Origin of the sequence: Streptomyces sp. STR69, assembly GCF_024519455.1 — a bacterium.
Lineage (GTDB): Bacteria > Actinomycetota > Actinomycetes > Streptomycetales > Streptomycetaceae > Streptomyces.
Genome location: NZ_JALJRY010000041.1, coordinates 16186 through 35124 on the forward strand (window position 1 = coordinate 16186; position 18939 = coordinate 35124).

General features: G+C 69.5%; 20 protein-coding genes. 13 read left to right on the forward strand and 7 right to left on the reverse strand.

Going from position 1 to position 18939, the window contains the following annotated elements; all coding sequences use genetic code 11:
• The first annotated feature begins 38 nt into the window (after nucleotides 1-38).
• The 6 genes from OC490_RS44640 (at nucleotide 39) to OC490_RS44665 (ending at nucleotide 5838) form a co-directional block, all read left to right on the forward strand.
• Complete coding sequence (locus OC490_RS44640) at nucleotides 39-1289, forward strand: Ig-like domain-containing protein (RefSeq protein WP_410099256.1); 1251 nt, start codon at nucleotides 39-41, stop codon at nucleotides 1287-1289.
• An 82-nt stretch (nucleotides 1290-1371) separates the two neighbouring features.
• Nucleotides 1372-2139, forward strand: a complete 768-nt coding sequence (locus OC490_RS44645; RefSeq protein ID WP_262063800.1) for an enoyl-CoA hydratase/isomerase family protein — start codon at nucleotides 1372-1374, stop codon at nucleotides 2137-2139.
• Nucleotides 2140-2447: 308 nt separating this feature from the next.
• Complete coding sequence (locus OC490_RS44650; RefSeq protein WP_019074483.1) at nucleotides 2448-2951, forward strand: ATP-binding protein; 504 nt, start codon at nucleotides 2448-2450, stop codon at nucleotides 2949-2951.
• A gap of 214 nt (nucleotides 2952-3165) precedes the next feature.
• Entirely contained in the window at nucleotides 3166-3960 is a 795-nt protein-coding gene (locus OC490_RS44655; protein ID WP_262063802.1) for a polysaccharide deacetylase family protein, read from the forward strand.
• Nucleotides 3960-5150: a beta-propeller fold lactonase family protein gene (locus OC490_RS44660; protein ID WP_262063803.1), complete on the forward strand. Its 1191-nt coding sequence runs from the start codon at nucleotides 3960-3962 to the stop codon at nucleotides 5148-5150. Before OC490_RS44655 ends, OC490_RS44660 begins: the two co-directional genes overlap by 1 nt.
• An 88-nt stretch (nucleotides 5151-5238) precedes the next feature.
• Nucleotides 5239-5838, forward strand: coding sequence for an ADP-ribosyltransferase (locus tag OC490_RS44665; RefSeq protein WP_262063804.1), 600 nt, complete (start codon nucleotides 5239-5241; stop codon nucleotides 5836-5838).
• Here OC490_RS44665 and OC490_RS44670 read toward each other — a convergent pair.
• On the reverse strand, nucleotides 5792-6460 hold the full coding sequence (locus OC490_RS44670; RefSeq protein ID WP_262063805.1) for a GNAT family N-acetyltransferase: 669 nt from the start codon (nucleotides 6458-6460) through the stop codon (nucleotides 5792-5794). The two genes, OC490_RS44665 and OC490_RS44670, sit on opposite strands and share 47 nt — an antisense overlap.
• A 57-nt stretch (nucleotides 6461-6517) precedes the next feature.
• On the opposite strand from OC490_RS44670, the gene OC490_RS44675 reads away from it, so the two are divergent.
• From OC490_RS44675 to OC490_RS44685, 3 genes are all read left to right on the forward strand, one after another.
• The gene (locus OC490_RS44675; protein WP_262063806.1) at nucleotides 6518-7435 is read left to right on the forward strand and encodes a MerR family transcriptional regulator; all 918 of its coding nucleotides are present in this window, start codon (nucleotides 6518-6520) and stop codon (nucleotides 7433-7435) included.
• A gap of 48 nt (nucleotides 7436-7483) precedes the next feature.
• Nucleotides 7484-7696 carry an EF-hand domain-containing protein gene (locus tag OC490_RS44680; protein ID WP_262063807.1) on the forward strand — a complete coding sequence of 71 codons (213 nt, stop codon included), beginning with the start codon at nucleotides 7484-7486 and terminating at the stop codon, nucleotides 7694-7696.
• 168 nt (nucleotides 7697-7864) lie between these two features.
• Entirely contained in the window at nucleotides 7865-9085 is a 1221-nt protein-coding gene (locus OC490_RS44685) for an acyltransferase family protein (RefSeq protein ID WP_262063808.1), read from the forward strand.
• On the opposite strand, the gene OC490_RS44690 is transcribed toward OC490_RS44685, so the two are convergent.
• Entirely contained in the window at nucleotides 9045-9611 is a 567-nt protein-coding gene (locus OC490_RS44690) for a hypothetical protein (protein ID WP_262063809.1), read from the reverse strand. The two genes, OC490_RS44685 and OC490_RS44690, sit on opposite strands and share 41 nt — an antisense overlap.
• 196 nt (nucleotides 9612-9807) lie before the next feature.
• On the opposite strand from OC490_RS44690, the gene OC490_RS44695 reads away from it, so the two are divergent.
• A complete protein-coding gene (locus OC490_RS44695) occupies nucleotides 9808-10506 on the forward strand; it encodes an NADPH-dependent F420 reductase (RefSeq protein ID WP_410099257.1) in 699 nt (232 codons plus the stop codon).
• Between the two features lie 43 nt (nucleotides 10507-10549).
• Here OC490_RS44695 and OC490_RS44700 read toward each other — a convergent pair whose 3' ends face one another.
• Nucleotides 10550-11107 (reverse strand): glycoside hydrolase family 25 protein, encoded by a 558-nt coding sequence (locus OC490_RS44700; RefSeq protein ID WP_262063811.1) that lies wholly within the window; start codon nucleotides 11105-11107, stop codon nucleotides 10550-10552.
• A gap of 36 nt (nucleotides 11108-11143) precedes the next feature.
• On the reverse strand, nucleotides 11144-12184 hold the full coding sequence (locus OC490_RS44705; RefSeq protein WP_262063812.1) for a phosphatidylinositol-specific phospholipase C domain-containing protein: 1041 nt from the start codon (nucleotides 12182-12184) through the stop codon (nucleotides 11144-11146).
• Nucleotides 12185-12361: 177 nt separating this feature from the next.
• Here OC490_RS44705 and OC490_RS44710 point away from each other — a divergent pair, with 177 nt between their 5' ends.
• Nucleotides 12362-13348: an LLM class flavin-dependent oxidoreductase gene (locus tag OC490_RS44710; protein WP_262063813.1), complete on the forward strand. Its 987-nt coding sequence runs from the start codon at nucleotides 12362-12364 to the stop codon at nucleotides 13346-13348.
• 10 nt (nucleotides 13349-13358) lie between these two features.
• Here OC490_RS44710 and OC490_RS44715 read toward each other — a convergent pair whose 3' ends face one another.
• The gene (locus OC490_RS44715; protein WP_262063814.1) at nucleotides 13359-14267 is read right to left on the reverse strand and encodes an aminoglycoside phosphotransferase family protein; all 909 of its coding nucleotides are present in this window, start codon (nucleotides 14265-14267) and stop codon (nucleotides 13359-13361) included.
• 136 nt (nucleotides 14268-14403) lie between these two features.
• Between OC490_RS44715 and OC490_RS44720 the strand changes: the two genes are divergently transcribed.
• A complete protein-coding gene (locus OC490_RS44720) occupies nucleotides 14404-15249 on the forward strand; it encodes an HAD family hydrolase (RefSeq protein WP_262063815.1) in 846 nt (281 codons plus the stop codon).
• A gap of 35 nt (nucleotides 15250-15284) precedes the next feature.
• Complete coding sequence (locus OC490_RS44725) at nucleotides 15285-15572, forward strand: hypothetical protein (protein ID WP_262063816.1); 288 nt, start codon at nucleotides 15285-15287, stop codon at nucleotides 15570-15572.
• Here OC490_RS44725 and OC490_RS44730 read toward each other — a convergent pair.
• Both OC490_RS44730 and OC490_RS44735 read right to left on the reverse strand, forming a co-directional pair.
• Entirely contained in the window at nucleotides 15569-16711 is a 1143-nt protein-coding gene (locus OC490_RS44730) for a N(5)-(carboxyethyl)ornithine synthase (protein ID WP_262063817.1), read from the reverse strand. The genes OC490_RS44725 and OC490_RS44730 overlap by 4 nt on opposite strands.
• A 141-nt stretch (nucleotides 16712-16852) precedes the next feature.
• Complete coding sequence (locus OC490_RS44735; RefSeq protein ID WP_262063818.1) at nucleotides 16853-18916, reverse strand: DUF4157 domain-containing protein; 2064 nt, start codon at nucleotides 18914-18916, stop codon at nucleotides 16853-16855.
• Nucleotides 18917-18939: the final 23 nt, after the last annotated feature.

Here is an 18939-nt window from a genome sequence, read left to right on the forward strand (position 1 = left end):
GGTGCGGGCCGGACCAGGCCCGGCGAGGGGAGAAAGTCTTGAACGTGCGACCGATATCGGGGGCGTCGGTTGACGCGCGCGGCCGGAGAAACAAGGGCTTGCTGGCGCTGATCCTCGGCGTGCTGCTGCTCGCCGTCACCGCGTGCGGAGGTGGCGGCGGTAGCTCCAACTCCGGCTCCGGGTCCGGCGATGCCAAGGACAAGGCCTCGGACACGGCCCAGACCAAGCAGTCGCAGGCGGTCGTCACCATCGCCCCCAAGGACGGCTCGAAGTCCGTCGACACCAGCGGCGCCCTCAAGATCAGCGCCGCGAAGGGCAAGTTGACCGAGGTCACCGTGAAGGACGCCGGTGGCTCCGAGGTCGACGGCGCGATCACCGGCGGCGGCGCGACCTGGACTCCCGCGACGCATCTCGCCGCCTCCACCAAGTACACCGTGCACGCGGTCGCCAAGGACTCCGCGGGCCGGGTCGCCGCCGAGGACTCCAGCTTCACCACCCTGACCCCGGCGAACACCTTCGTCGGCTACTTCACCCCCGAGGACGGCTCCACGGTCGGCGTCGGTATGCCGTTCTCCATCCGCTTCACCCGGGGCATCACGCACCCCGGGGACGTGAAGAAGGCCATCAGCATCACGACCTCGCCGGCCGTCGACGTCGAGGGCCACTGGTTCGGCAACGACCGTCTCGACTTCCGCCCCGAGAACTACTGGAAGTCCGGCACCAAGGTCACCGTCAAGCTCAACCTCGACGGCGTCGAAGGCCGTTCGGGCGTCTACGGCAAGCAGACCAAGACGGTCAAGTTCACCATCGGCCGCAACCAGGTCTCCATCGTCGACGCCAAGAAGCACACGATGAAGGTCACCCAGGACGGAAAGACCATCAAGACCATCCCGGTCACCACCGGCAAGCCCGGCTACGACACCTGGAACGGCCAGATGGTCATGAGCGAGAAGCTCACCGTGACCCGGATGAACGGTGACACGGTCGGCTACGGCGGCGAGTACGACATCAAGGACGTCCCGCACGCCACCCGCCTGACCGACTCCGGCACCTTCGTCCACGGCAACTACTGGGGCGGCGACGCCTTCGGCAACTACAACGCCAGCCACGGCTGCATAGGCCTCCGGGACGTCAAGGGCGGTTACAGCAAGACCGTCCCGGCCGCGTGGTTCTTCAACCACTCGATCCTCGGTGACGTCGTGGTCGTCAAGAACTCCAACGACGCGACCGTGGCACCCGACAACGGGCTCAACGGCTGGAACATGTCGTGGGCGAAGTGGACTGCGTGACACTTTCCTAGACAGATACGGGCCCGGTGCTGTGACCCACAGCACCGGGCCCGTTGTCGTTAGCGCGCGTTAACCTGCGTGCATGACCGTGAATCTCGAAGTCGCCGAGGGCGTCGGCACCATCCGCCTCGACCGCCCGCCGATGAACGCGCTGGACACCGCAACCCAGGACCGCCTCAAGGAGCTCGCCGAGGAGGCCACGCGCCGCGAGGACGTGCGGGCCGTGGTGGTCTACGGCGGGGAGAAGGTGTTCGCGGCGGGCGCGGACATCAAGGAGATGCAGCGCATGGACCACGCGGCGATGGTCGCGCGGTCGCGTGCCTTGCAGGATTCGTTCACGGCGGTGGCCCGTATCCCCAAGCCGGTCGTCGCGGCCATCACGGGCTACGCGCTGGGCGGGGGCTGCGAGTTGGCGCTGTGCGCGGACTTCCGCATCGCGGCCGACAACGCGAAGTTGGGGCAGCCGGAGATCCTGCTCGGCCTCATCCCCGGTGCGGGCGGCACACAGCGGCTGGCCCGGCTGATCGGACCGTCGAAGGCGAAGGACCTGATCTTCACCGGCCGTATGGTCAAGGCCGACGAGGCGCTCCAACTGGGCCTGGTGGACCGGCTGGTGCCCGCCGCCGAGGTCTACACGGAGGCGCACGCGTGGGCGGCGAAACTCGCGCAGGGTCCGGCGATCGCGCTCCGTGCGGCGAAGGAAGCGATCGACACCGGTCTGGAGACGGACATCGAGACCGGGCTCACGGTCGAACGGACGTGGTTCGCGGGGCTGTTCGCGACCGAGGACCGTGAGATCGGGATGCGCAGCTTCGTCGAAGAGGGCCCCGGCAAGGCGAAGTTCCAGTGAACCGGACCGTCGAAGTCTGGTGAACCGGACGGTCAAATACCGCTCAGCCACTTGCAATTGACGCGATGTCTCATACAGGTCCCTCGACGGGATGGTTTATGGGAACCTTAAGGTGACCTTAAGTCTGCCTTGTCGAGGGAGCCTGTCGATTGCCTCCAACAGAGCCTTCGCCGCAGGTCGGAGGGGTTGCGGCCGACGCTGAAATGCCACTGGCATATGCCAATCGGATGTCGCGGAACAGGTGCTTCCGGGGGGCGTATTCCTCCGGAACCGCCCCGGAGGCCGTCCGGGGCGGCCATGATGGACGCATGGCGGGGCTGGAAGGTATCGGACAGCCGCGGGGACAAGGCCGTGCGACCGCGGCGCGCTGGTCGCCTGCGGTCGAGGACGAGCGGGCACTCAAAGCGATCGAATTGTTCGGCGATCCGACGGAGGCGGAAGTTCCGCTCCCGTCCCGCCCCGAGTCCGCCGCCGCGGCCCGCCGGCTCACCCAGATCGTCGTCCTGCGGCACTGGGGACTCAGCCCGAAAATGACCGAGGACGCCGTCTTACTGGTTTCGGAACTGGTCGGAAACGCCGTACGGCACACGGGCGCCCGGGTGTTCGGACTGCGGATGAAGCGCCGTCGCGGCTGGATCCGCGTCGAGGTCCGCGACCCGTCCCGGGGCCTGCCCTGTCTGATGCCGGTCCAGGAGATGGACCTGAGCGGTCGCGGCCTCTTCCTCGTCGACAAACTCTCCGACCGCTGGGGCGTCGACCTGTTGCCTCGAGGCAAGACGACGTGGTTCGAGATGCGGGTCGCCGACCGTTGAACGCGTGACGCTCCGCTGCGTGTGACGGGGGCAGGTCGTCGGTTTTCCGCGGCGCCGCTGTGGCTGGTCGCGCAGTTCCCCGCGCCCCGGTGGGGCGCTGTCGAACCGCAGTTGGATCGGCCGGGCAACCCCGTGCGGACGACCGTTCGAGGCGCGACCCGTGAGGGTCCCTCGATCGGGTTAATGCCCCGCTTTCTTGCTCAACGCCCCTTAAATGGACCGGGTGACCACGACCGACCGCCGTACGGCGTTGCGTGCGGGTGCCGGGCTCGTCGCCGGGGGCGCACTCGCCGCCGGATGTGCCACGACCGGCCCCGCCGCAGCCCCCGCCGCTCCCGCCCGCGCCCCCGCCCCCGCCGCCGCCAAGGCGACCCCGCTCACCGCCCCCGCCCCGCGCGCCTTCCCCCGGCAGCCCGCGCAGATCACCCACGGACCCCGCGACCGCCCCCGGATCGCACTCACCTTCCACGGCCAGGGCGACCCCAAGATCGCCACCGCCCTCCTCGCCGAGGCGGAGAAACACGGCGCCCGCGTCACCGTCCTCGCCGTCGGCACCTGGCTCGACACCCACCCCGGGATGGCCCGCCGCATCCTCGACGGCGGCCACGACCTCGGCAACCACACCCAGCGGCACATCGCCGTCAACACCCTGTCCGAGACCGACGCCCTGGCCGAGATCACCGCCTGCGCCGACCGCCTCAAGCGGCTCACCGGCTCGATCGGCACCTGGTTCAGACCCTCGCGCGCCCCGGCCGCGTCCCCCCTCGTCCAGCGCCTGGCCCACCGCGTGGGCTACCCGCATGTGCTGTCCTACGACGTCGACTCCCTCGACTTCACCGAGCCCGGCGCCCCTGCCATCACCCGCAAGGTGCTCGCCGAGGTCCGCGACGGCTCCGTGGTGAGCATGCACTTCGGGTACGCCGGCACGGTCGCCGCGCTCCCCGCCGTACTGCAAGAACTCGACCGCCGCGGACTGCGCGCGGTGACGACCACGGAGCTGCTGAGCTGATGCGACACATCCCCCTCACCCGAGCCCTGGTCACCGGCGCCGCCCTCGCCGCACTGGCCGCCCTCGCCGGCTGCGGATCGCAGGACCACGCCGACGAGGCCCTCGGCACCAAGCCCGCCCTCCAGCCGCAGCAGCAGAAGCAACAGCCGCAGGTGCCGAAGGGGTTGCCCGGGATGCCGCCGGTGCTCGACCCCGCCGACGTCTACGCGGCCGACCGGCCGGGCCGACTCTCCCCAGTGGTGCGGGACTTCCCGTCCCGGGTCTACGTCCCCAACACCGGCTCCAACACGGTCTCGGTGATCGACCCGAAGACGTACAAGGTCATCGAGACCATCCCGGTCGGAGTCCAGCCCCAACACGTCGTGCCCTCCTGGGACTTGAAGACGCTCTGGGTCAACAACGACCGGGGCAACACCCTCACGCCGATCGACCCGCGAACGGGCAAGGCAGGCAAGCCCGTTGACGTCCACGACCCGTACAACCTCTACTTCACGCCCAACGGTAAGTACGCGATCGTGATGGCCTCCCTGGACCGGCAGTTGGTGTTCCGGGACGCGCACACCATGAAGACGGTGAAGGCGGTCCCGGTCAGCTGCTACGGCGTCAACCACGCCGACTTCTCCACGGACGGCCGGTACTTCATCGTCTCCTGCGAGTTCAGCGGCGAACTGCTCAAGGTCGACACCGAGAAGATGAAGGTGATCGGGCAGCAGAAGCTGCCGTTCCACGGGGCGATGCCGCAGGACGTCAAGATCTCGCCCGACGGCAAGCGGTTCTACATCGCCGACATGATGGCGAACGGCATGTGGGTGCTGAACGGCGACACCTTCGCCAAGCCTGACTTCCTGCCCACCGGCAAGGGCTGCCACGGCCTGTACATCAGCCGGGACTCGCGCGAGATGTACATCTCCAACCGGGGCGAAGGCAGCATCTCCATCTTCGACTTCACCAAGAACAAGCTGACCAAGAAGTGGCATCTGCCGCACGGCGGCAGCCCCGACATGGGCGGCGTCTCGGCCGACGGCAAGGTCCTGTGGCTGTCCGGCCGCTACAACTCCGAGGTGTACGCCATCGACACCCGCACCGGCACCCAGCTCGCCCGCATCAAGGTCGGCGGCGGCCCGCACGGCCTCGCCGTCTACCCGCAGCCGGGCCGCTACTCGCTCGGCCACACCGGCATCTTCCGCTGAAGTCGGATTGAAACGCGGCCAGTTGGACACGCCCCCGTACGGGTGATGATCCGCAACTCGGCGCCGTGGAACCGGAATCGTGCCGTGCATGATCACGATTCACCTGCGGCGGCGAGCCGCTGCCGCCGTCCTGTCCCTCGCGGCCGTCTTCGCCACCACGGCCGCGACCGTCCCCACCCACACGCCGGCAAGGGCCGCCGCACCGGCCTGCCCCGAGGTCGCCGACCCCGCGACGGCCGCCGTCGACCAGCGCGTGGACATCAGCCGCATCACCCCGGACCCGGTCTGGCGCACGACCTGCGGCACCCTCTACCGCAGCGACAGCCGCGGCCCGGCGGTCGTCTTCGACCAGGGCTTCGCACCCAAGGACGTCATCAACGGGCAGTACGACATCGAGAAGTACGTCCTGGTCAACCAGCCCTCGCCGTACGTCTCGACGACCTACGACCACGACCTGTACAAGACCTGGTACAAGTCGGGCTACAACTACTACATCGACGCCCCCGGCGGTGTGGACGTCAACAAGACCATCGGCGACACCCACAAGTGGGCCGACCAGGTCGAGGTCGCCTTCCCCGGCGGCATCAAGCGGCAGTACATCATCGGCGTCTGCCCGGTCGACAAGAAGACCAAGGTCGAGATCATGAGCGACTGCGAGAGCAACCCGTACTACCAGCCGTGGCACTGAGCAGCAGCGCCTCCGAACCCACCGGACGGTAGCCCGCCGCCAGGAACGCCCGCATGCTGCGGGCGTTCCCCGGCGCCACCTGCGCCCACAGCGGCTCGGTCGCCAGATGGCGCGCGGCGGCCACCAGCGCGCGCCCCAGCCCCCGGTGCCGTACGCCCTCCCCGATCTCGACCGAGACCTCCGGGCGGCCCGCGATACCGCGGCCCATGACCAGCACCCCGCCGTCCGTCGTCCACGCGCGCACGTCGTCGCGCCGGTTGCGGGCGTACACGATCCTCGGGTGGTCGCCGTCCGTGATCTCCTCCAGCGGGAGCGGCGGTTCGCCCGGCAGCGGGGCACCCACGAGCATCGCGTCGACGTTCTCCGCCGTACGGCCCGTCCGGTCGAGCAGGGCCGTCAGGAACCGCGGGTTCATCGGCGCCGCGAGCGCGTCGCAGGGCACGGCGGCCAGGGTGTCGAGGACCCACCGCGGATCCTCGTCCGTGAAGACCACCGCGTGCGCGGTGAAGGCGAGCACCCCCGCGTCCCGCTCGGACGCCTGCGGCACGACGGTCGTACGGCCGTCCGGCGGTGGGAAGACACCCCGCGCCGCCGCGTCGAGAATGTCCCGGAGAGTCTCCATCGCCGTGCTCCTCGCACTCCTTGAGTCTCCACCCACTGGAAGGCCCACACTCACGACATGATCGACGACGGCACCGCACTGCTCACCATCGGGGAGCTGGCCAGGGCCACCGGACTGACCGTGCGCACCATCCGCTACTGGTCGGACGAGGGCGTCCTCACCCCGGTGACCCGCTCCGCCGGCGGCTACCGGCTCTACGACGCCGAGTCCGCCGCCCGTCTCGAACTGATCCGCACCCTGCGGGAGTTGGGCCTCGGCCTGGACGACGTACGCAAGGTGCTGGCGGGGGAGACGACAGTCGCGGAGGTGGCCGCCGCCCATGTGGTGGCGCTGGACGCGCAGATCCGCTCGCTGCGGGTGACCAGGGCGGTGCTGTCGACCGTGGCGCGACGTGGTTCGACCGCAGAGGAGATGACGCTCATGAACAAGCTGGCACGGCTGTCGGCAGCCGAACGCAGGCGGATCATGGAGGAGTTCGTGGACGAGCTGTTCCACGGGCTCGACACCGTGGATCCGTGCATCAAGGAGCGGATGCGGTCCATCGCGGTGGACCTGCCGGACGACCCGACCCCCGAACAGGTCGACGCCTGGGTGGAGTTGGCGGAAATGGTGCAGGACCCGCAGTTCCGGGCGCAGATGCGCAAGGCGGTCGAGTTCAACGCCTCGGACCAGGAGCGCGCCGCCGTCCGCGGGCGGTCCACCTGGTTCCCGATGCGCCTGGTGCAGCTGGGCGGGGAGGCCCGGCAGCGGGGGATCGCTCCCGAGTCGCCGGAAGCGGCGGAGATCGTGCGGGAGGTGCTGGGCGACGGCGGCGACCCGGCCGTCGTGCTGGAGCGGATGGAGTCGGCGGCCAACGACCGCCTCGCCCGGTACCGGGAGTTGCTGTCCACGGTGAAGGGCTCGGGGCCCGCGGGAGCGCACCGGGAGGAGTTCGCGTGGGTGGTCGCCGCACTGCGTGCTCGCGCGGCCGGATAATCTGGCCTCCGTCAACAGGCAGTAAAGCGTTACGAAGGGGCGGATCCGGTGGCGGACATCGAGGAAGCACGCAAGCATTTCCAGCGGATCGACACGGACGGTGACGGCTTCATCACCGCGGCCGAGTTCAAGACCGCCCTGGCAGAGGGAGGCGACTGGAACGTGACCGAGGCGGTCGCCGAGGCCATCATCAAGACGAGGGACCTCAACGGGGACAAGGTCCTGTCGTTCGACGAGTTCTGGGCCCACCTGAACAAGTGACCCGGGAACGACCCGAGCGGAAGGGGCGCCCGTCCTTCGGTGGACGGGCGCCCCTTCCGTCCGTTGAACGGCTCGGCCCGATGTGACGTATCAGGTGCTGTGGGCGGTAGCGGGCCGTCAGGATGTGTCGCCGGTGTGCGGTGACCGGGGGAAGGGCTGGACATTTCAGTGGATTCGAGCCGTCCGGCCGGCAGCGTTCTCGACCTGGCCACTCCGCCGGAGCGGGACGGGACGGGGAGCGCGGAACCGGGCCGCCGACAAGTGCTGGGCCTGGACGGTCTCCGCGGTCTGGCGGCACTGTATGTGGTGCTGTTCCACTGCTGGTTGTACACCTTCCCGGGGTACCCGAACAGTTCGGCGCCTCGCTGGCTCGACGGCCTGATGTTCGGGCGTCTCGCCGTCGTCTTCTTCCTGGTGCTCTCCGGGTTCTCCCTGGCGATCTCCCCGGCGCGGCACGGCTGGCGGTCCGGCGGTGTCGGCCAGTTCCTGCGCCGGCGTGCCTGGCGCATTCTGCCCCCGTACTGGGCGGCGCTGATCCTGAGCCTGCTCGTTTCCTGGTACGCGGTACCGGCCTCGCACTTCGGGCCGCCGACCGGCATGACGGTACTGGTGTACGGCTTCGTCGCCCAGGACATGGTCACCGCTCCGACACCGAACGGCGCGTTCTGGTCGATCGGGGTGGAGTCGGAGCTCTATCTCCTCTTCCCGCTCCTGCTGTTCGTCCGTCGGCGGTGGGGCGCCGCGATCCTGGCTCTGTGCGTGACGCTTCCGGTGGTCGTCGGCGGGCTGATGGCGGCCGGCGCGTCCCCCGTGGAGGGCGACAACTGGCTCGCCCCCCATCTCGCCCCGGTGTTCGCCGCCGGAGTGATAGGTGCGGGGATCATCAGCGCGTCGGACAAGGTTCGACGTCTGCCCTGGGGATGGCTCGCGGTCCTGGCCGCCCTGCCCGTCCTGGCTCTCGGCGCCGTCCAGGGCTCCGTCTGGACGGTGAACCACTACTTCTGGACAGACCTCGCCATCGCACCGGCCATGACGATGCTGCTCGCCGCGGTCGCCACCGGCCAACCCGCCTTTCTCGTACGGCTGTTGACCACCCGCCCGGTGCGCAGGCTCGGCGACTTCTCCTACAGCCTCTACCTGATCCATCTTCCGATCGTCCTGACCGTGATTCGCCGGGTGGCCCCGCACTTCGTGTCACCCGGGCTGCCCACGTTCGGGTTCACACTCGCCCTGGGCCTTCCCGTTTCGCTGTGCGGGGCCTGGCTGTTCTCGAAGATCTTCGAGATTCCGTTCAAGCGGAACAGGTCCTGGAAGTCCTTGGTCGCGCGGGGAACCGACTCCGCCGTGATCAACCAGCGGTCGCGGTGGACTTCCCGCCGGAGGGAGTGACGGCGTACCACTCGCCGTCCTTCCCCTGGCCGTTCACCTGCCCGGCCGCCGTGTCGCCGACGTACCGGTAGAGCGGCCAGCCGGCCAGGGTCAGCTGCTTCAGGCCGTTCCGGTGGACCGTACCGAGGAGGCTCTGGGCAACCCCTGACGTCTGAACGGAATCCTGCACGATGACAGGGATCCACGTCTTGGTGCACGTACCTTTGCACGTCCACTTCGAGGGACTCGGCTCGTCCTTGTCGTAGCGGTAGAGGGCCAGCCCCTGGTCGTCGGTGACCACGACGCCCGCGCCGTTCGTCGACCGGGCCGTCACGGATGTGGTCGTGCCGGGGTCACCGCTCGCGGAGCCGCCGGCCTCGCCCTGTGCCGAAGCAGCCGACGCGGTGGGCGCGGGACTCGACGCGGCCGGTGCTGCGGGAGCCGCGCTCGTGGGGCCGGTGCCGGTGTCGGTCGAGGAGCCGCAGGCTCCCAGCAGGAACACGGAAGCGAGCCCCGCGACCAGGTTGGGGACGATGCGTCGTGGCATCAAGAAATGGCCCTTCGTCGTGAGTCGCCTCTGCCTTGCTCTTTTAGTACGTCGGCCGACTCGCGCCCTCTCAGCCGCCGGTGTCCCATGACGGAGTCTTGACCATCGCCGGGGGCCCCGGTCGTCCTGTCCGGTCACCTGTATGGCGGCGGTCCGGAATAGCCGGCGATCGGGCGGGGTTCACGCACCCAGAAGCATGCGTGTGCATCGATTCTGGATCGGCGAAGGGTCTGTCATGAAGATCGGCATCATCGGCGCGGGCAACATCGGCGGCAACCTCACCCGGCGGCTCACCGCACTCGGCCACGACGTCTCCGTCGCCAACTCGCGCGGCCCGCAGACACTCACCGCACTGGCCGAGGAGACCGGCGCGACCCCCGTACCGGTGGCGGAGGCGGCGCGCGGGGCCGAGGTCGTCGTCGTCACCGTCCCGCTGAAGGCCGTACCGAACCTGCCCAAGGGATTCCTGGACGAGGCGGCGGACGGCGTCGCGGTGATCGACACCGGCAACTACTACCCCGGCCGTGACGGCAGGATCGCCGCCATCCTCGACGAGGGCCTCACCGAGAGCCGCTGGACGGCCGAGCAGATCGGCCACACCGTCATCAAGGCCTTCAACGGCACCTACGCCCAGGACATCCTGGACCGGCACCGCCCCGCCGGCGCCCCCGACCGCCTCGCGCTCCCGGTCGCCGGTGACGACGAGGCGGCGAAGCGCGTGGTCAGGGCCCTGATCGACGACCTCGGCTTCGACACGGTCGACGCGGGCAGCCTCGACGAGTCCTGGCGTCAGCAGCCGGGGACGCCGGTCTACGGGCTGCGCGAGGGCGTGGACGGCGTCACCAAGGCCCTGGCGGAGGCCTCACCGGAGCGGACGGGCGACTTCACGGGCTGAGCGCTGACAGGTCGGCTGCCCGCCGGTCCCGCGGCCGGGTGGCTCAGGCGCCTCTGGCCCAGGCCTGGAGGGCGGCCTTGCTCGCGAAGTCGGCCACGTCCTTGTCGTGCGGGTCGGACGTGTACTGGTGGAAGGTCCAGTTCGCCTCGATGCGGGGCTTGCCGGCCGTCGTGTAGTCGGCGATCCACAGGGCGTCGCCCGCGTAGGAGGTCTTGTCGATGTTCAGCCAGAAGTTGCGGTTGCAGTAGAGGACGACCCTGTTGCCCGGCCGAAGTGCCTTCACCTTGCGGATGAAGCTGTCCTTCTCCGCGTTGGACGCGTGGGTGCCGTCGCCCGTCGTCTCCCAGTCGACCGCCAGCAAGTCGCCCGCTTTCTCAGGGGCCTTGCTCACGAAGTACTCCGCCTGGGCCGTGATGTCGCCGGGCCAGAGGAAGTGGTAGAAGCCGACGACCAGTCCCGCGTCCCGGCCCGTCTTCGTCTGGGCGGTGAGTCTCGGGTTGACGTACGAGCGGCCCTCCGTCGCCTTGATGAAGACGAAGGAGGAGCCGTCCGTGCCGTACGCGGTGGACTGGTATGCGCTTACGTCGATTCCATGCAGCATAGGGGGACTTGTGCCCTGTCCCCGGTATCCGGAACCTCAGCTTCTGGTGGCCGCCGAGCTGAGTACCGCCGCCGATTTCGCCGACCAGTCAGAGGTGATCACACTTGCGTGATCGGCGGCCAACAGTGCCAATTTCGCGGCGACTTCCGCGTCCGTGGGAGCCGTCGAGGAGATCGCGGGGGCCACCGCGTACGCGTCCGTCATGATCAGGATGTAGTGGTTCGTGGAGTAGAACGACGTGTCGTAACTGTTGTTCACGTACGTCGCCGCGTCTCCGTCGAAGAACACGAACCAGGGGCGGATCGAGGTGTCCGAGGTCCAACGGGTCGATCGCGGATCGCCGTTCGCCGCGCCGAGTACGGCCGGGAAGGCCTGCGCCTGTGCGATCGTGCCGGCCGCGTACAGGTCCCGGAGATGGTCGCCGTACTCCTGGTCGGTCCAGTAGTGGTCGAACGGGTTGGCCTGCTCGACCGTGCCCGGGATCAGTTCGAAGATGAACTTGCCCTTGAGGGCGTCACGGGAGGGCCACGCGTTCGCCTTGGCCGCCGCGTCGAGCGTGGAGTACGAGGAGCCGAGCAGGTCGGACGGCTTGTAGACGCTGCTGCCGAGCTTCTGCGAGACCAGGGTGTCGAACGCGGTCGGGCCGAGACCGATGGTCTGGTTGAAGCCCACCTTCATCTCCACCTTGACGATGATGGGCGCGTGGTCCGGGTGCAGGGTGTTCCAGGCGGCCATGTTGTCCAGGCAGCTGCCGAGATCCTGGTTGCGGTCCTTGCTGTACAGGTCGGCGGGGGTGCTCGCGTACTCGCAGTTGTTGTCGTTGGCGAACAGGTCGCTGTGGCTGACCCGCCACCGCTTGCTCAAACTGTCGACGTAGACGTCCAGTTCGAGCAGCGAGGCCCCGGAGTCCAACGCCTGCGCCCAGTACGTGTACTTGTCCTTCTCGTACGCGTTGTGGGTACCGATCGTCGTCGTCTCCGAGAACTTCGGCGCCGCCGCGTGGGCGTTGCCCGCGGCCCCCGTCAGCAGCAGAGCCGTGGCGCCGAGCAGCGCCGCCAGCCGTCTTATCGCCTTCATGGGTGTCAAGTCCCCTTCGCCGTGGCCTGGTTGGCGCGTTGTTGGCGGCAGCAGCGTAGGGCGAAGGGGTTACTGCTCGGTAGAGGCTGGGGGAACATCACCTTCCGCCGGCTTGGCAAAGATTGTTCCTGCCCGCGGATATTGTGTTCTCGTCATCGAGAATCATATTCTCGAACGATGACTGGTCCTGGTGTGGGGTTCGCCCTTCGATTCGACTTCCGTAACCCGGAGTCGGCCGGTACGTCCATGGCGGACCGTTACGCGGCGGCCCTCGACATGGCCGAGTGGGCCGATGGACTCGGCTGTACGCGGATCACCGTCTCCGAGCACCACGGTTCGCCGGACGGCTATCTGCCCAGCCCGGTCCAGATGCTCGCGGCGATGGCCGCCCGCACGGAGCAAGTCCGTTTCCTCGTCGCCGCGTTGATCGCGCCCTTCCACGATCCGCTGCGCCTGGCCGAGGAGTTGGCGGTCCTCGACAACATCAGCCGCGGGCGCGTCGACCTGATCGTCGCGGGCGGCTATGTGCGCGAGGAGTTCGCCATGTTCGGCGTACCGATGAACGAGCGCGCCAAGCGGGTCACCGAGGTGGTCACCACCCTCAAGTCGGCGTTCACCGGGGAGCCGTTCACCTACCGGGGCCGCACGGTGCGCGTCACGCCCGCGCCGTACCGGCCGGGCGGCCCCGCCGTACTGCTCGGCGGCAGCAGCGAACCGGCGGCGCGGCGGGCGGCCCGCATCGCGGACGGGTTCGTGCCCTCGGTGCCCGAGGTGTGGGACCACTACCGCGACGAGGTCGGCAAGCTGGGCCGCCCCGACCCCGGCCCCAGCCCGATCGGGCCGAACCGGGTGGTCGCCCTCGCCGAGGACCCCGACGAGGGCTGGGAGCGGATGGCGCCGTACTTCCTGCACGAGACCAACGCCTACGGAATCTGGCAGGCCCAGGACGATGTGGCGGCACCCTTCCGTACGGCCGAGGGTCTTGCGGAGCTGCGGCGCGGCGACCAGTACCGGGTGCTGACGCCCGAGCGGTTCGTGCGCGAACTGAAGGCCGCGCCAAGGCCGTTCACCCAGTTCCATCCGCTGTGCGGGGGCATGCCGATGGAGTTGGCGTGGTCGAGTCTGCGGTTGTTCGAGCGGGAGGTGTTGCCCGCCTTCGGCTAGGAGCCAGGACCTAGGGGGCGGTGCGTTCGCGGAGGGGGCGGCGGTCCGTGTGTTCGGTGAGGACCTCGGTCAGCTGGCGGGTGGTCTGCCGGGCCACGCGGGGTTCGGTGGCCGCGTGACTCGTGTACGCGTTCAGCCCGGTGGCCAGGACCCAGCCCATGCCGCGCGTCCAGGTGGCGTCGTCCAGACCGAGGACGGAACGGAAGACCGGCCGGGTGGTGGCCGACAGCAGCGTGTAGGCGATGACCAGATCGCAGGCCGGATCGCCCATCCCCACGCCGCCGAAGTCGATGACGGCACAGACGCGGCCGTCGGCGGTGAGCAGGTTGCCCGTGTGGAAGTCCCCGTGGCACCAGACCGGTTCGCGCTCCCACGCGGGGGCGCGCAGCGCGTTGTCCCAGACCTCGGTCAGGGCGGCGGCGTCGAACACCCCGGCCACCGCCTCGATCGCCGCACGGGTCGCCTCGTCACGGTCGGCCAACGGGGCGCGGACCAGCTCGGGGTGGACACCGGGGAGCAGCGCGTCGGCGGGCGGGATCTCGCGCAACGTCCGTAGGAATGCGGCGAGTTGACGAGCAGTCAGGTCGGGATCGGCGAGGTCTTCGACGGTCGCCGTGGTCCCGTCCAGCCAGCGGGTGACGGACCAGTGCCACGGGTAGCCGCAGCCCGGGGTGCCGAGTCCCAGCGGTTCCGGTACGGGCAGCGGCAGTCGCGGGGCCAGGTGCCGCAGCCAGGTGTGCTGTTTGGCGGCCTCCCCGTCCGCCCAGTCGCTGCGCGGCAGCCGTACGGACATCGTGTCGCCGAGCCGGTGGATGACGTGATCCGCACCGGGTTGCTCCACCAGGGTCAGCGGCAGGTCGGCCCACTGCGGGAACTGCGCGGCGAGCAGCCGGCCGACGAGTGCGGAATCGATGGTCATCTTTCCCCCGAGTGCCAAGTACCGGATGATCGTCTTACGTTACCGATCAACTCGGCGTGGAACACACCGAGTTCGGGCGGCGGAACGGCGACCCTGGGCCGAAGCCGCCGGTCCGAGCCCCCGCGAGGAGCCGCACATGACCGACCTGCCGCCGCCCTCGACCCACCCCACCGGCCGGCCCCGGCTCGTCGCCACCGACCTCGACGGCACCGTCGTCCGCGGCGACGGCACCGTCTCCGCACGTACCGTCGCGGCCTTCGCCCGTATCAGGGACGCCGGCGCCGAGTTCGTGTTCGCCACCGGCCGACCGCCGCGTCTGATGGGCCCGATCGCCGACGCCTTCGGCCCGTTCGGCACGGCCATCTGCTCCAACGGCGCGCTGGTCTACGACATGGGCACCCGAAGTGTCGTGGCGGAGCACGCCATCGACCCCCGCACGCTCGCCGAAACCGTCCGCCGGCTCCGTGCCGCGATCCCGGAGATCGGCCTCGCGGTCGAGCACGCCACCGAACTACACGGCGACGACCGTTACGAGGCCGGAGCCTGGGACGCCGACATCACCGTCCGGCGCCCCGGCGAGAGCGGCCTGTGGAACCGCCCGGCCCCCAAACTCGTGGGCCGCCACCCGCACTTGTCCGCCGACGAGCTGCTCGCCCTCGCCGCTCCCGCACTGGGCGACCTGGTCACCGTCTACCACTCCAACGGCGAGCGGCTGGTCGAGGCCATCGCCGCGGGCGTCAGCAAGGCCCACGCCCTACGGCGGTTCGCGGCCGACCGGGGCATCACGGCCGTAGAGGCGATGGCCTTCGGCGACATGCCCAACGATCTGCCGATGCTGGCCTGGGCGGGCACGTCGTATGCCGTGGCGAACGCGCACCCGAGTGTCCTGGACGCGGTCACCCACGTCACCCTCTCCAACGACGAGGACGGGGTGGCGGAGGTGATCGAGCGTCACTTCCCGGAGGAGGTTCGGGCGTCGTAAGGTTTCAACTCGGCTTTCCCGGCCACCCGTTGAGCATGTCACCACGCTACGGCGGAAGCCCCGCGGGGACGGTCATCTCCGTCATCGCGGACATCGCGGCACTGATCCTGATCCTGTGGATCGGCCTCTACCTGTTCGACGCCAACACCGCGAACAGCACGGTCGACTGGGTCCACCACGCGGCCAACTGGCTCTCGGGCTGGTCGCACAACCTGTTCACCATCCACTCGGCCGACTGGCGCACCGTGGTCAACTACGGCCTGCCCGCGCTTGTTTACCTCTTCATCGGCCATGCGGTGGCCGCCGGGGTCAACAGGTCCTAGACCCCCGCGTGCGGGTACGTGGCCGAACGGTGCTGGAAGGAGAGGATCTTCGGGTTCTGGACGACTCCGTCGCGGATCTCGATGGCCTTGCGGACCGTGACGTCGTCGTCCCACGCCGTGGGCCCGCTCATGACCTTGCGGAGATACGGCAGCAGCGCCTCGCTGATCTCCCAAGTGGCGGAGTTCCAGAGGTGGGACGGGCTGTGGTCCACCGCGTAGTAGTGGCAGCCCGGACCGACCGTTGACATCGGGTCGCCGAAACCGCTCGGGCGGGCCCAGGCGAAGCCCATGCCGTCGTCGCAGGCCACGTCGATGAAGAAGGTCCCCGGCCGGAACAGGGCCAGTTCCTCGTTGTTGACGAACATGAGCGGGGCGTCGGTGTCCTGGAGAACGCAGTTGACGACGATGTCGAACCCGGCGAGGTACTGCGCGAGCGGCACCGGCCCGAGCCCGGTGACGGCCTCCAGGCGCGAGGGATCGTCCTCCCGCTCCTGGAAGTGCCCCATCACGACCGACGGCATGGGCGAGGCCACCGCCGCGGCGGCACGCTGGGTGAGGACCGTGACGTCGGAGACGCCCATCGCGCCCAGGCCGGTGACCGCGCCGCGCGCCGTGGCGCCGAAGCTGATCACGCAGGCCCGCAGCCGGCGCCCGTAGCTGCCGGTCAGCCCGCCGAGCTGGAGGGCGTGCAGCACCGAGCAGTAGCCGGCGAGCTCGTTGTTCTTGTGGAACACATGGACGCTGAAGGCGCCCGTCGACGTCCAGTGGTTCATGGCCTCCCAGGCGATCAGGGTCAGTCGCCGGTCGATGCCGATCTGCGTCGTCTTCTCGTCCTGCACACAGTGCGGCCAGCCCCACAGCACCTGGCCCTCGCGCAGCTCGGCGAGGTCGTCGTGCATGGGCTTGGGCAGCAGCATGATGTCGCACTCGGCGACCAGTCGCTCACGGGACCGCAGGCCCGCCACGAGTGGTCGCAGCGCGTCGTCGGCGACGCCGAACCGTTCGCCGTAGCCCTCTTCGAGGTAGATCCGCTCACGGAGATCCGGGGCGACGCGTTCGAGATGGCTGGGGTGCAGGGGCAGACGGAACTCGTTCTCCTTGCGGGAGGAGGAGAGTACTCCGAGACTCAACAGACTCATTGGGGCGGCTCGTTTCCGGCCGGACACGTGGACGTTCCGGCCTTGCCGTTCCCCGAGGGCGACGCCGAAACGGTGACGGCGTGCGAGGTGCGCTCGGTACTGTCACCGTACTCCGTCCCTGGCGGGGCCGGATTCCCTCGCCTACGCGCCGCCGCGCCTGCCGATCAGGTCCCGGTACAGGTCCGCCTGTTCCTTGTGGGTCTTCGCCTTGGCCAGTTCGGTCTTCCAGTCCTTCTCCAGGTCCTTCAGTTTCTGCACCCAGTCGCCGAACTCCTGCAGATCGACCAGGCGTTGGTTCGAGCGGAGGGGGGCGTCGGCGCCGATCTTGTCGTCCTTGTGCCCGCCGAACTGGCTCACGGGGTTGTTGTTCTTCTCGCTGCTCGTCACCCCGTGCTGATAGCCGTCGGGGGTACGGCCCCCCGGCCCGGCGGTCTCGATACCGACCTGCAACGCCCCGTCACGCTTGTGGGTCGGCGGTTTGTACCCCATGAACATGTGCCCGTACGACTCGTTCGGGAGGATGGTGTCGCCGTGGTAGTCGGTGTTGCCCATGCCGCCGACGGCCATCGGCAGGCCGTAGAGGTGACTGTGCGGATCGACCCAGTTCTGCAGGGTGGCGCCGATCTCGCCCTTCTCGACGAACTCGCCCCGCGTCCCGTCCGCGCTGTTGTCGCCGATCTCCATGTGATGCGTGCCGAACCCGCGCCGGTACACCGGCTCCGCGGGCGTCGACTTCGGCTCCCAGGGCTTCCGGTTCTCCTTGGTGATGTGCAGCCACTGGGGCAGCTCGTAGCCGTGCTGTCCGTCGGCGAGCTGCGGAATGCGGATGTTGACGCGTCCGCCGTAGGCCAGGGCGTGGGCCACGTCGTCCTCGAAGTCCTCGTGGATGCCCGCCTCCGGGTTGAAGACCTTCAGCCCCTCCTTCAGGACCAGGAAGATCTTGGTCAGCACCTCGGTGCCGCGCTCGACCCGCTCCCGGTGCTTGCCGGCGTCCGGCGCGGTGTCGTCGATGCCGGGCGGGAGCATGGTCCTGACGAAGGTCTGGAAGATCTGCTCGTTCCGCTCCCCGGTGAGCTGGTCCTTCTCCGCCTGCGGGGTGCCCTCGGCGTGCATGGCCATGTGGCGGCCGAGCTGGTAGTCCGAGCGGGTGGCCTTGTCCGGTTCCTTGCCCTGGCCGCGCTCCTCGATGTTCTGCTGCCAGCGCAGGGTGGCCACGAGCAGGCGCTTGCCCTCCGGCTGCTGGAGCCAGCTGCGGAAGTCACCCGCCTTGATGTAGGCCAGCGCCTCGGCATGGGTGCAGATCCCCACGGTCTTCAGCCACTTGGCGTCCTCGGCCGCCGCCGCCTCGATCGCTTCGAGTTCCCCTTCCGAGAAGCTCGGCCCACTGCGTCCCCGCCGGTGGATGACGTTCCGTACGTCCTTGTTCCGGATCTCCTGATTCCCCCCGACGAGCAGCCGTGCGAGCCGGGCGATGGCCGGGGGAGAGGCGGAGGGCGGTGGTGAGGGGGAGGTTGGGGGAGCGGTTGTGGTCGACGGTCCGGGGCGGTCCGCCCGCTGGACGGGGACATCGCCGTCCGCGCTGCGCTGCACCGCCCCGGCCGGTACGGCGGCTCCGGGCAGGGCGAGGTCGGGGGCGGCGCCCCGGGCCAGCTTCCGGCCGTTGGCGCCGGCGCTCCGCTCGAACGGGTCGTCGGGGTGGGAGACCTTCTCGCCCGTACCGTTCAGGGTGCCGGGCACGGGCCCCAGGGCCTGCTGCCGTACATGGTCGACCTCTTCGTACATCACCTCGTCGTCGACCCGGCCGCCGCCGAGCACGATGTGGGAACCGGTGGTGTAGGCGAGGGCGCCGAGTTCCTCGGCCGAGCGCTGGGCGACCGGGCCGCTGTGCACCCGTACATGACCGAAGTCCATGCGGTAGGCCTGCTCGGCACGTTGGAGGATGCGGGGTTCCAGGGGCCGGCCGGGGGAGCCGACGGCGTCGGTGACGGACGACCGCCGCTGAACCGGCACGGCCGCCCCGGTACCGGTGTCTTCCGGCCCTACGGCGTGTTCCTCGTCCCGTGCCCGCTGGATCGCGAGGGTCACCGCGGCGTTCCCGGCGGCCCGTTGGAGAGCGGCGAGGGGAGGCAGGGCGGCGGCCGGCCGGGGCGCGGGTCGTCCGCCGGCCCGGTCGGCGCCCGAGTGGTGCTCTCCCTGGATACGCATGCGCGGTTCCCCTTCGCTGGACG